We start from the raw sequence: 13,727 nt of genomic DNA, 5'->3' as shown, positions 1-13,727 counted from the left end.
ATCATTAGCGGAATCGGTTACGTAGAAGAGCTTATTGCTATTAGGTATGTATATATGTACTAGACTGTCGATAGTCTGCGTAATCGTTCCTTTAAGCCCCTTTTGTTTCATGGAAAGAATATTCCCATTGACATCATAGTTTACTCCACTCATCGTAAAGTCTAACAGATTATTACTCCAATTTGTTGTGCCTGAGTTTTGTTGTGTGAAATCTGCGGTGGTTAATCGCCTCGGATTATCATAGGTATAGCCATATGCCCTGGGGAATCCATCGTTTCTGTCTTTCCATCGCACGCCGGCAATATTACCGTTGAATTGATTGGTATTGAATCCATATTCATAGGAAACGTCTTGTCCAAACCAATTGGCGGCGCTACCTGTGGTGTTTACAAAATCTTTATTAATATTTTTAAGCCAACCACGGATATTGTATTCATAATTCAGTGTTTCCAGCTGACTACTACCGGTGACACCTAAACGTTTATTCTTCAGCTGACCCAACTCGTTATAGGTAAGGATTGCAATTGTTCTTTCGGTGCTGGTGTCATTATACATCTTTTTCACGGTAGTCAACCTGCCGGCAGGGTCGTAGCTGAAGTTTGTGCGTAATGTGGTTTGTGGTGTAAGCGTACTACGGGGATTGGTATGGCGAAGGTATGTGCTCAGTACTTTGCCGGAAAAGTCGTATAAGGTAGTAATTGTTTCTTTTCCACCTTTCGCATTATCCCGGACAACCTGTATGGGACGACCTTTATCATTATAGTAGGTAGTGGTTATGAGCCATTGGTTAGTACCCAATACCCTCACAGCATTGCCTGTTACCTTACCTGTAACCATTGTGCTGATGCCAGAAATTGGCTCAGCATATAGATTTGCACCTGCCTGGGGTTTAGCAAAGTCTCCGGGAGAAGAGGGGGATACACCGGTAAAATTGTAAGAATCATAATACGTATATGTCAGAAACGTGATTAAAGAGCTGGAAATAGACATTCCACCTCCATTGAGAGAATCTGCTAATTGCTGCCGCGAGGACTTAGTTGCGTAGAGGCCTGTTGCAGCTGGCCGGTTAAGCGTTTCATAGAAATTAGTAAACCAGCGTTCACTTGCTTTAAGGTTACCATCCCGCTGAAATACAAGCCTGTTACGTACATCATATACCATTTCTACGGAATCAGCACCAGGTATTTTCTTTATGATCATCCGGTTTCGCTGGTCATAACGATAGAAATAACAGAGCTCTGCCGCTGTCATGCTATCTATACTCCATCCTGCTGAACTTATTGCCTGTATTGCTTTGGGCGGAATTACGCAGTGCAGGTTACCTCTGTCGGTATAGACATAGTAGGTGTTTAGCCAGCCATTATGACCATCGATAGCATTGTCTGTTAACTCTACTCTTTTCAGGATGACATGGTTTTCCTTATCCCGGAATTCTATTACCCTGTTTCCATTTTCATCTTTCGATACATTTTTGAGCAAGTCTCCCTGCGGGTAAACCTGACCTGCTGCACTAGTAGGTATCATGTTACCAGCGGGAATTGTCCAGATTCTGACTCCATCCAAAGCTGAGTTTACCAAGTATTGTATTTCCAGAGGCTTATATCCACCCCCACGGGCCCAGGTATTGCCTGGGGCGAAAGATCTACGGACCCGATTGAGGGGACTGGGCTCATATTCGGTTTCTGTATACAATACTGAATCGCCGCTCACCCCGGGGTTCAAGGTGGTAGACATGTAAAACTGTCGCTGATTGTTAAATGGATTCAACTTCAGTTTTCCATCGTTCACATTACCGCTTTGTGCTATGTAAGGGAGATATCGGTACTGCTCTCTGCCCAAGGAATCGTAGGTAACCGGTTGAACAAGGTCTCGCCCGGCGGGAGAAATCCCGCGATCTACTGTTTGTGTCAGTCGGCCAAGACCATCGAAATACGAGGTGTACTGCCCCACAGCAGCGGCAGGGGCGGATCTAACAGCACCCGTATCACTAAAAGGCCTTAGCGGGCTCCATGTTCTGATCAGGTTTATACTTACGCAAGTGCAGGTAAGTGGAGGAGCAGTAACACTGGTAGCTGGAGGTCGCTGGCTACCGGTGTCGGGGATGTTCTGTGCCTGGCAAACAGTGTGTACCAGGAATAATGCTATCAATTTAATTAGGAGGGGTCTCATATCAATGGGGTTTAATAGGTATAGGGCATAGTGTATTTATACTCAAAATGTTTAAGAATCTTTCCATCCATATTCCGGATTAGTATGAGTCTTCCGAAACTGTCATATTCGTAGGTGGTTGTCATCCCGCTGGCATCTGTTTCACTGGAAATACCAAATTGGTTATAGGTGTAGGTAGTTACCAACGCTCTTCCTTTTAAGGCGGTGCGGATCTTATTCAGCTCGGATCTCATGGCAGCATCCGGCGTATTGGAGTTCTGGATCACCGAATTATCTACCAGAGTTATAAAATAGACGTAATCGCCTCCCGTCACTTTAGCCACCGGATACTGGTAATTATATCCCCACAGGTAAGCTTCTTTGACATCCATCGTTGGATACCTTTCGACAATATTGCCTATAGAATCATAGGTGAAGTTAATTTCCGTAGAATCAGTAAAGCTGGTGTATGTACGCACCTGGGCCAGGTGGAAGGTGTCAGTAAACTGGTCGTTGAATATATATTCTGTACCTCCCATGAACTTTGAAACACTGCCGGTTTTTAGGGAATCTACTTCTTCCATTGGCTTGTAATACCGTTTGATAAATAAGGATAATCGCATCCCGTAATCATGTGCAGATAGTGGAAATACCAGTCCATCATTGAAACAGTATCTGTAGGTTTTAGACTTTGTTATGCCATTATTAAGTAGTACAGAGGTCTGCTTGATGGGGCGCCAACCAAAATTGGTGAAGTAATCGGCATCTGAGTACCAGGCATATTTAGTGGTCTGTCCAAATGCTCCACTGGTGGTAAAGGTTGAATCTGATTCCTGAAACAGGAGTCTAAACTGCCCAGCTAAACTGTAAGTTTTACCTGCTGCCAAGACTGGTAGCTCATTTGCAAAATCTGGTTTTTCTCTATACTCCGTTGACCCCGGTGATTTAAAGTACGCTTTTACTTTAAGTCCGACCTGTTCCCCAGTTATCGTGGTAAAGCCATAAGCCCAGCTTTTCTTCCGTAGCAGGGTACCGCTGTTGTTGTAGTATTTTTCATCCAGCAGCTGACCACGGAGATAGCTTTGATCGGTGACGGGTACTATCGGGTATTCATTGACGGAGGGCAGGATGTCCCGGGCATAACTATATCGTCTGTCGATCCAGCCATTTCCGTCTTCTATAGTGCGTACTTCGGGATATACCACATAGCTGCCGCCGGATGTTGCCAGCGGATAGCAGCTGGAAGGGTATAGTTTCATGTAGATGCAGGTGATATCCGTGTTTTCTATGTTGGCGACCCTGACGGGGGTGATGAGCAGTCCGCTGGTTAGTGTTGAATCAATGCTGTAGAGCTTATACTGGTAACGGGTTTTGTTAATTTTTCCGGTAACTGGATCGAAGTCCTGTATTTCTTTCACCCTGATGCCGCCCACATTCCGGTTCTTCGCTACCCAGTTTCCGTTTGGAGTGCTAATCAACGGTGTTGTAATATCTGGATAAATCTGATCGTCTGGTAATACTAATGCCTGGTTGCCTTCATAGAAGAATTTCCGGTATCCGCCAGTTGGGTAGGTGATTTTATTGAGTACACCGGCTTCAGCATAAGCTGCAAATACATTGCGGTTGCTGAATCCCGTTGCATTATATGTAATACCCCCGTAGGTATAACTTATGTTCGGGAGAAAAATATTGTTTCCCAGTTGTCCATTAGCAAATCCCCAATAGTCAACAGCGAAGGACAGGCGTGCTGGTAGGCTTACCCCGGAATATTCAAACTTATATTGCAAGCTATCAGTCTGGGTAATATTATATTCCTTGAGCCCGGTAAGTTTAAGACGTTGCATAAATGGGCCTCCGCCGGGATTGAAATAGTCATAATCAAACCGGAATCGCTTGATAATATTGAATACGGGATCGTAGAAATCGATGGCACCTAGCCGGCTACCCCCTTGGACATCAGACCTGTTCGTGCTATTATAGATGAAAACGGTGCCACTTTCTCCTTCTACTTTGCTGAGCGTGTATTCGTTGATGGTGGACGTGACAAAAATCTGATCCTGGACGAGATTAAATCCGTTACAGACTGCCGATATTTTCTGCATGGGTTGAAAAGCGCCAGAAATCGTCTTCAGCACGGTGGATGTGTAGTCATATGATAGCACAATCTTATTCTGATCATTCATATCGTGAATTTCCTGTAATGGCCAACCACTGTTATAGCCGGTTGGCGGAATAAAGTTGTCGGTATTACTTTGGTAGCTGACACTAGTTTTGTCTATATATTTTATACTACCACTTTCATTCTTACCAAAAAAATATTTGCTCCCTAGATCATCATATACTTTCCATCCACTAATGGAACCATCCGTTTCAAATATGGGATTAATCTCCAGCGGTGTATTCTGCATTAGAACGATGCTGCCGTTCTCCTTAAAGAAAAAACTACCAGTATAACCGTTGAAATTAAACAGAAAGAGATCCGGCTCCAGATCTATATCTCCTCTATAGTACTCATTCACATAAGGCATATCAATCCAGGAAAAGGTAGAAGGCTTCTTGGAAGTGTTGTTTAACATACCTCTTGGTGCATCATCTGCTAATCCCTTTATTATGCGCGTGATTCTGTTGTTTGCGTTAGGAATAGTAAATCCTAATCCCAGATTTCCGGCTTCTTCCTCTATCCGGACACCACCAGTATTATTGTAATTAAGCGAGAACTGCATAGAAAGCGTTCCGCTTGTAAATGTAAATAGCGGAAAGCTAACTGGTACCGTTCCGGTATATGTACCGATAGGTCTTTCCAATACTCTAAAGAGGGTGGCACTATTAGGGCTGACTGGGGTTACGGCTGGTACCTTATTCTGATACTGTCCGTAAGCAGCTATTAATGTAAAAAGTAATAAATGTAGGATTAAAGTTTTTTTCATAGATAGGAATTAAAAAATGTTCGGTATAGTTAAATTTGGTCTGGGGTATACCAGCAACTATTACTGCATCATTATGGCAGACAGGGTAACTTACAACTTCATGGGCTGGGGTATACTCCTTGAAGATAGACTTTTTAACTAAATGGAATAGACTTTTCATTCAGAAGCCGCTCAAAACCCCATCTAACGGGCTTAAGAATATTTAAGGGTTCTTTTCTTGTCCACTTACGACACATACAACGGACACCTAACTTTCTCATAGATCAATATTTTTTGATTGAGCCAAATATAAGCGACAGGTTTGAGGAAGAAGTTAATTACATGTAAATGCCAGAATAAATATTTCATTCTGGATAAGAAGCTTATTCCGATGAGGAGACGAATCAAATCTTGTTGCCTTCAGTCAGTTCAATCAGCGTGGGGTAAACATGGCAGCTCATAATATATTTTGCAATATCTTTCGAACGGCTTTTGGTAGAGTGACCAGTACCAACCGGGGCTCTTTCTGCCCTCTTACAAAGAACGTCTCCGACAGGGTTACAGCCAGCCCATCAATGCATTCCATATTTTTAGATCTATTTTTGTTGTGCCTGAATGGCTGCTGATAGATGTTCCATGTTACTTTCATATTCACTCCGGAATATCTCTATAACAGCTCTCCTTTCTGCCTTGCTTAGAGATCTAAGCTGTTTATTGTCGTCCATTTCATATCGCATTCTCCGATAAAACTTGGCTTCACTCCAGCCAAGGTCATCACATATTTTCGTTTTAATTAAATTAGGAAGATCCACAGCTCTATTGTACAAAACGAATAGAAGATTTATTTCTCTCATGTTCGGGCCACAAGAAGCGTTTATACTTTGATTTGTCATAATACTTTATTTTGAGTTAGTGACTTTGGTGGGAAGTTGATATAAAGTGCTTCTAAAGTTTTTATCAGGCTGTCATAAAAAATGATACTTTTCCCGGCATTATGGTTCTCATTTTGTAATGCATCTATCAATAGTTCCCATAACATTTCCCGGACTTCTATTATTGAATATTCCCAGGTAAATTCCCGTATCACTGTGACAGGATCTTGTATTTGATGTTTCGTTAAATGCAATGGTCTATTGTGCCATTTAGGAAGATGTTGATTCATGGATGATTATTTTTAGAAAAATAACCGGCGGTAGAAAAGTCCATTACCGGGATTTTAAAGGATATCTGCCGTGCTCATATCTTGATTAAATTGTTCATCTTGAATATACCGGGAGTAGAAACTCCCGGTAGTCACTTACCTCGAAATCAAAAAACTATTCCATAACAGAACCGGGGTAGAAAGCCCAGTTCGGCATTTCTATATGTCAACTTTATGACAACCCATATGTTTTTCTAGTCCCTGAGAACAATAGTTTATCTGATTGGCCCTTGAGCCATTCCTATAATAAATCTTTGGTGAAAGAATAGGCCGGGTTTATGACAACCTAATAAATGATGAAGTTGAAACCCTTTTGGGAGTCCCGCATTCAATGCGGAGATAGAGGGTATGTATGAAGGGAAAAAAGTAGGGATTGGGCCTACCCGCCCTTCCATCTCCCGGGCTCTGACAAAGCCCCACTATCCGAGGATAGCGTTAAGCATGAAATGCGTAAGTAGGCCCAACCCCTTATATAAGTTGTTGGGCGCTTTTAACCTACGCTCGTGCTTATTGAACTGTCAGATTCGGGAGACGAGCCTCTGTTAAAATGCTTACCGTATTGTTTATATTATATTCAATGCAAAGTAACTAATTCCTTAATGATTAACAATTCCATTCGTTTTTTAAAATACCAATACGATTATTTAAATGCAATCTAAAGAAATTTTATTGAAAAATCAAAATAAAAATACACAAACCGGATATAAAAAATCAATTAAAGTATATATTAAATAAGTTTACGTAGATATAAAAAATTGATTTGGCGGCTTTTTACCATATTTAGGGATAAGACTTTTTCAATGGCAAATTCCAAAAATACTAAACTCAAGGTCTCGAAAGCGGAAAATGTTCCTGCAAAGAAAAAGGGCAGGAAGCAAAAGACCCTTGAAGAATCAATTGTAGAGATCGAATCTAAGAAAGCGTTGATAAAAAGTATTATTGATAACGGCACATGGGCAAAATTAAGAGATATTGCCACTCTAATCCCCAAAACAATGGCTGAAGAAATGGGATTCAATCATACCAGGTTGGTTAGCAAAATGCGTATTCCTGTCAACCTGTCTGCAAAAGACGTGATCCGTATGGCCTATTATTTTGAGGTTGATCCTCAGCTGATATTTAATCAACTGTTGAAAGATGTAAATAGCAATAAAGAACTTATCAACAAGCTTTCGAAGTTTAAAAGTATAAAGGAAATCAGGGCTAAGAAGTAAAATTGCTCGTAGACGGAGATACACCTGGTACCCAAAAGCTATTTAATAAGGAACCAGGTAGGAATACCCGGTTCTGTAATCGGAATCATTATGTAAAAACTATGAAAGGATTGCGAGCTGCCCCGCTTAAAAGTATCCGGTAACTGCATTGCCTATACGCTAAAGGAATCCATAAATATTTCCCTGCTGACTAGTAAAGTCCCCCACTTTCAACATAAAAATTTAATAGGGATATGCTGTGATATTCTGACCTTCATTCTGAAAACGGGCCAGGCCAACCATATGCAATATGCCAAGTAAGGAATCCAGTGGGATATCTGTGCGTATCTGGCCGCTAAAACGTTTATTACTTAAGTCCGGCGACAACCGTATATTCACGCGGTAAGTCCGATTGATCGCTAACAACACCTCCCTCAAAGGTGTGTCCCGGAATACAAAAAGGTGCTGACACCAAGCCGTTTCAATAAACATATCTGCTGGACTTACTTCGAGTTCCATGTTATGCAAAACAGCTTTATACCCCGGTGAAAGGGTCACTGTCCTGCCAGGAATAGAAACCTGCAACTTGCCATCTAGCAAAGTCGCTACCAGTTGGTTGTCGCCGTATGATTTCAGATTGAAACGGGTACCTAACACTTGAATCATCGCAAATCCTGTGTTTATGATAAAAGGCCTTTGCTCGTTGTGGACCACGTCAAATATTGCCTCCCCTTCAATCTTTAGCTCCCTGCTTTCAGCAAATGCCACCAAGTCGAAGCTCAGCATGGATCCTGCATTTAAATGTACTTTGCTCCCATCCGGTAGCTTCAGGCTGAAAGTCTTTTGGGCGGGGACTTCGATTGCCACAGGCTCGGGTCCACCACGGGTACCTGGAGTAATGGACATGGTATCACCATTTACAACAACCTGCGTAGCAGCAATGGAGAACACCGTATCGTTGCCTGTTAATACGATTGATGAAGATCCACGCCGCATACGCATAATGGTTGTCTGGCGGAAATGAGAGGGGGATTTAGAGGTATAGGCAAGCGTAGGCTTTTCTGGTCCCTTATCTATTAAAAGGTAATACAGACCAATACTGATCAAGGGTACAATTACAGCGACAGCTTTCAAAATGCCATAAAATAGTACCCGTCTGCGGATTACCCGGTCTTCTATACGCATCATCACTCGCTGCAAGGCAGCTTCCGTATTATAATTGCTCTGTGCGGAACGCATGGCAATCCAGCGGGAAGGATCGCTTAACCGGGTGACTAATGTCCTGTTCCTGTTATTGGATTCATACCATTTTTTCAGCTTCGGAAGCCGTTCCATATCGCTTTCCACTAACATGTAGCAGACCAGCTCACGCGCAATGTCTATGGCACTGAGAAAATCATTTCGGTTCATAATTGTATTCTGTTTTCAGCCTATAGATTATCATTGGGTCTGATTACAAGCAGCGTTATTTTCGCTCTAGTACCCTACATGCCCATAAGAATCGATTAAGTAATACCCACACCTCCAGGTAGATAGACTGCCTGTCAGAAACAAATTATTAACACAGCAATAGCTCTTTTATAATACCAGGTATATGCAAACCACCCTATAATTAAAACAACAGAGTAATGGAAATCTTTAAAGGCAATGCCGCCTTTCTCAAAAAATTATTTCAACAACAATTGAATAAGCAGGAATGCCTTACTGGTAAGCATCTTGCGCAACAGCGCAATGCCCCTATGGCGCTGGAAGTCAACGGTATTAACTGAAATTCCCAATTGTTCTGCAATCTCTTTGCTGCGCAGACCACGGTGGTAGGTCATAGTTATAACTTGCTTGCATCGGGGTGGTAGCTGGCTAATCGCCCGGTCCAGTTCTATCAGTGTCTCTAATTCGACAATCGTAGATTGAGCGAGATGTGCACTAGCTCCCGTCAGAAAATCCCCATACTGGCTCAGCTTCCCAGCCTCGCGTTCCTGGGCTTTAATCACGTTAAGAGACCCGTTCTTGACAGATATATAAAGAAATGCTTTGATTGCCCTGATGTGGGTAAACCCTTTTCTTTTAGACCAGATCTTAAAAAGCGCATCTTCGGCGATTTCCTCCGCATGGCTGCGGTCTACACTTAATTTTTGCGAAAAATAGCACAGCGGACCATAATAAGTTCGGAACAGTGTGTTAAATGCATTTTTATCACCTTGTCGGAATGCATCAATGTCAAATCCCAGGGGGGCCGGTGTAGGAACATCGGTCTCAATTATCATAATGAAGGGCTTATAGTGAAAAATATATTGGGCGCTATGCCCTATTGGGTGGAATCTGCTAAATGCTGCCTGGGTATTTACTTAAAAGAATTTGCTCAGCGAATATAGATTATTTTTTAAAACAAATTTCATCAGTCATGAACTACAATAAATCGATACTATTCACCGAAACCAGTAATAGCATCGATCAACAATTCCCTGTTCTGACGGATGATAAACAACTCCATTTTCTTCTGGATCTCAGGTCCGCCTTTCCATTTTTTCGTATAAGAAATATTCAATTTCGCTTTATAACATTGGGTACTTGGAATCCGGACCATTAGTACATTGGGGTGAGCATATCTTAATTCCTGATCGTGGAACAGGTGCCATGGAAAAGTAAAATATTTCAGTACAGCCCGAAACACCCGACTGCATTTCCGATGAATATCTCTTCGTTCTTCCTGGGCATCGTCCAGCAGCTCTTTCCAGAACCGGAGTACAATATCTATTTCATGTTTGCCCAGACAATCCGGGCCTGACTCGTATACGGGTTTCATATTCGGAAATATCGTTCCTTAATGAAAACAACCAGACGACCAAAATCTTTAACGAGGTGGAAATGTTTAATCTGCTCATTTCGGTGTTTAACAGACAGGACTGTCGCCAAAATAAAACAGCAACGAATTCTACCATCTTTTCAGTCTCCATAGAGGAGAAAGGGCGGCACACTATTAATACAACCATGCCCGCTTATCCTGTGCTGCAATCGGATTGCACTTTCAAAAGATAACTTTAATCATATCCAATTGTTATCTATTGACAATGCCTTAATTAGTAATGCATTGTATTGTCAATTGCATTCTTTTCCCTCCTTATGCCGGGTGTACCAAGTACTCTTAATAACCACAACGACCCAGTAAATAATAAACCTATGGTACCACTTATCGAAAAACTTGACTACCCATTTAGTCATGCTGATGCACTGTTCGCGGATCAAATAGAGGCTATGGCCCAAACATGGATTGACTGGCTGGATCTACCAGGAGAATTCGCGTATAAATACAAAAAATCAAGGCTGGCAAACCTGGCTACCCGTTTCTTTCCACATGCTTCATTACCCGTACTAGAAGCTGCCGGACTTCACCTGGTTCTGTTCTTTGCCTTCGATGACCTTTATGCGAACAAAAACTTACTACAATTACAAGTTCATTCTAACCAGGCCATAGAGAATCTGCAGGGACACCATCTAAAGCATGTACCAAATGTCATCCGGGCATTTACAGCACTACGGGAGAAGCTACTGGAACTCACCAATGACCAGTGGCTGCAAAGATTCATACTAAATGTGCAGCGCTACTTCGATGCAATGTTGGCAGAAGCATTTATCAGCTCATCGGGAATCTATCCCTCAATAAGATATTATACAATTATCCGGGAAAACCTCGTTGGATTGTACCAGCTTGTTGACTTTCTGGAACCAGAAAGAGATTTTGTTTTTCCCACGGAAATTGTTACTTCCCCCTACTTCTGCCGCCTGCGCAAATCGGCTGTACTGATTATGAGCTGGCTGAACGACATTGTCAGTTACCCCAAAGAATACCGGGATGGTGAGATATTTAATCTGGTTCTGGTCACTGCCCGGGAAAAGGGCTATGCTATTGATGAAGCAATGGAGCGGGCGATTAACCTGCACAATAGGGAGATCGAGCATTTTATCAGGATTTGTAATAATCCGCCTGATTTTGGTGAATATAACAGAGAAGTAAACAGATACATCTCCGACCTGCAATTTATGATCACCGGCCACAAAGTCTGGAGCGAACTTACTTACCGGTATAACAGCCCGATTTAGAAAATTATCCAGGTCGTTAATCATGAAACTGTTTACATCTGGTTAAGAAAGGGCTGTCTGGGATTCTGTAATTTTTCTACGGCATTATGTTTTGCCTACAACTATTACTAAAACCCGCTGACATGAACCCTCAAAACAGCCCTACCGTTGCGCTCAACGCTATTGTTAATCCAATTAAAAAATTGGTATGGAGAATCTTTCTAAAAGTGGAACATTCAACTATTTTCCGGGTAGTTACACGGTTCCTATCCATGGGAGTGTCGCCAGGAATGGATATTGAGACGAAAAGCAATATCGTTATTGTTAATACGCTTAGCTGGAGCACCGCCTTTATAGCCGCTATTGGACCTGCTATGATCTATTTTTTTATCCAGCAGGAACTGTTGGTACTTTTACCGGGGCTATTCGAATCGCTATTATGCCTTACCGTTGTTTACCTGAACTATATTGGCAGGCACATGCTGGCTGCAAAAGGATTCTATGTGCTTCAATGTATAGCCATTCTATACTTCGGTACCGCGTTTGACAGATCAGCAGGTGTTCAGCAAATGGCTTTTTTCATGGGAGGACTGAGCCTGTTGTTATTTAAAAGCACAGGTGCCCGACTGTTTTGTTTTGGCCTCATATTGGCAACCCTATATGCGCTGGAATACAATTATAATCATAATGTCTTTAATGTATTACGGGATAAAATGACTATCATAAGTGTACGCCAGGTTGTTTATCCAGTTATTCTCATTCTTAATTTTCTCGTAGTATTGCTATATGAATTTTCAAAAGACCTGCGTAGAAAGGAAACAGAGCGATCTAACAAAATTTTATCCATGTATGGCGCGAAATTGAGCCATGACAGCAGAAACGCATTACACAGGCTTTCAAATCTGATTGAGCTCAACCGGGCGGAGAATGGAATGGCTGCGCATGTCCCGAATTATATGCTGGATATTATGCAGGAAAATGTGAAAGAATTGCTCCTGTTGAATAATAACCTCCTATCATACGGAAAACTAAACTCAGGTGCGGCTGAAAAAATCTACTACCAACCAGTCCCTCTGAAATCTACGTTGGTAAACGCAGCTGATGCGTTTACTGTGTACGGAAATAAAAAGAATGTCCGCGTCAAGCTTGAGCTGGAGGATGATGTGCCGGCGGGAATAATAACGGATCAGGACAAACTGATACGTATCGTAAATAATTTATTGAGTAATGCATTGAAATTTTCCCCAATCAGAACTATAATAACGCTCAAAGCTAAACGTGGACTTGGGAATGTCTTGCATATATATATAACTGATCAGGGACGAGGGATACCTGCCCAACAACATGAAAGTATATTCGAACCATTTGTATCGGAAGATAGTAAAGAAGGTAACGGGATTGGACTCACAACAGCGCGGTATTTTGCCCGCTTATTGGGTGGTGACCTTACTGTGCATGAGAGTTATATTAATCATGGTACCACATTCCTCTTGTCCATTCCCATAAAAGAAGCCGTATTATCTTCTGTAGTAAAGGAAAATGTAAAGATGGATTTTTCAAATTTTCTACTCCTTGTTGTCGACGATGATGAAATTAATCTCAATATTGCGACGCTTCAGGTTAAAGATACCAATATGAAAGTGATCACAACTGAGAACCCTCTGAAAGCCATCCATCTGATTGAGCATTGTAACCCTGATGTTATTCTCCTGGATCTGGTAATGCCAGAAATGAATGGCGAGCAACTGCTATCGCATATTCGCAAGAACAGAATGACCCGGCATATACCGGTAATCATTACTTCCGGCAGAAGTGAAATAACGGCGGTGGATGGAGCTGTCGCTGTACTTCATAAACCGTACAATGTGGACGAGCTGTTACATGTTCTTACAAAAATACAGGAGCATAAATCAGCATAATGCTATGAATAGAGCATAAATAAAATAGCCTGAGAATCGAAACGATTCTCAGGCTCATCAAGATTACTCATTTGGGAAAAGGGAGTATATATTTGGCTAAATGAATCTATCATATATTTCTGACATAAGCGCTATCCATTAGCGGGAGTGTTAAGATAACTGTGTAAAGGCGAAAGATAAAATGTAGAGGCTGCTGTTGTAGTTCATAGCAGTCTCTAATTAAAATCTTACCTTTAAACTAATCAGTTATCTTATGGACAAGCTACAGCAGGCCATTCAAGAA

General features: G+C 41.8%; 10 protein-coding genes. 3 read left to right on the top strand and 7 right to left on the bottom strand.

Annotated features, from left to right (window positions below):
• The 4 genes from VM802_RS08365 to VM802_RS08350 all read right to left on the bottom strand — a co-directional run.
• Positions 1-2,169, bottom strand: a 2,169-nt coding sequence (locus tag VM802_RS08365; RefSeq protein ID WP_325529377.1) for a DUF6443 domain-containing protein, incomplete at its 3' end; no start/stop codon positions are given.
• Between the two features lie 11 nt (positions 2,170-2,180).
• Positions 2,181-5,075 (bottom strand): RHS repeat domain-containing protein, encoded by a 2,895-nt coding sequence (locus tag VM802_RS08360; RefSeq protein ID WP_325529376.1) that lies wholly within the window; start codon positions 5,073-5,075, stop codon positions 2,181-2,183.
• Positions 5,076-5,650: 575 nt separating this feature from the next.
• Positions 5,651-5,947: a hypothetical protein gene (locus VM802_RS08355; RefSeq protein WP_325529375.1), complete on the bottom strand. Its 297-nt coding sequence runs from the start codon at positions 5,945-5,947 to the stop codon at positions 5,651-5,653.
• Positions 5,944-6,216, bottom strand: coding sequence for a hypothetical protein (locus VM802_RS08350; RefSeq protein ID WP_325529374.1), 273 nt, complete (start codon positions 6,214-6,216; stop codon positions 5,944-5,946). Before VM802_RS08350 ends, VM802_RS08355 begins: the two co-directional genes overlap by 4 nt.
• A gap of 839 nt (positions 6,217-7,055) precedes the next feature.
• Between VM802_RS08350 and VM802_RS08345 the strand changes: the two genes are divergently transcribed.
• Positions 7,056-7,469: a hypothetical protein gene (locus tag VM802_RS08345; protein ID WP_325529373.1), complete on the top strand. Its 414-nt coding sequence runs from the start codon at positions 7,056-7,058 to the stop codon at positions 7,467-7,469.
• Between the two features lie 222 nt (positions 7,470-7,691).
• On the opposite strand, the gene VM802_RS08340 is transcribed toward VM802_RS08345, so the two are convergent.
• The 3 genes from VM802_RS08340 to VM802_RS08330 form a co-directional block, all read right to left on the bottom strand.
• The gene (locus VM802_RS08340; protein WP_325529372.1) at positions 7,692-8,858 is read right to left on the bottom strand and encodes a FecR family protein; all 1,167 of its coding nucleotides are present in this window, start codon (positions 8,856-8,858) and stop codon (positions 7,692-7,694) included.
• A gap of 257 nt (positions 8,859-9,115) precedes the next feature.
• Positions 9,116-9,712 carry an RNA polymerase sigma factor gene (locus tag VM802_RS08335; protein ID WP_325529371.1) on the bottom strand — a complete coding sequence of 199 codons (597 nt, stop codon included), beginning with the start codon at positions 9,710-9,712 and terminating at the stop codon, positions 9,116-9,118.
• A gap of 158 nt (positions 9,713-9,870) precedes the next feature.
• Positions 9,871-10,251: a hypothetical protein gene (locus VM802_RS08330; protein WP_325529370.1), complete on the bottom strand. Its 381-nt coding sequence runs from the start codon at positions 10,249-10,251 to the stop codon at positions 9,871-9,873.
• A 374-nt stretch (positions 10,252-10,625) separates the two neighbouring features.
• Between VM802_RS08330 and VM802_RS08325 the strand changes: the two genes are divergently transcribed.
• Positions 10,626-11,546 (top strand): terpene synthase family protein, encoded by a 921-nt coding sequence (locus tag VM802_RS08325; RefSeq protein ID WP_325529369.1) that lies wholly within the window; start codon positions 10,626-10,628, stop codon positions 11,544-11,546.
• Between the two features lie 122 nt (positions 11,547-11,668).
• A complete protein-coding gene (locus VM802_RS08320; protein ID WP_325529368.1) occupies positions 11,669-13,444 on the top strand; it encodes an ATP-binding response regulator in 1,776 nt (591 codons plus the stop codon).
• Positions 13,445-13,727 lie beyond the last annotated feature (283 nt).

The sequence above is a fragment of the Chitinophaga sp. genome, assembly GCF_035538455.1.
In the GTDB taxonomy this organism is placed as follows: domain Bacteria; phylum Bacteroidota; class Bacteroidia; order Chitinophagales; family Chitinophagaceae; genus Chitinophaga.
The sequence above is the reverse complement of the archived record's forward strand: the minus strand, read 5'-3'. Positions and strand labels throughout refer to the sequence as shown.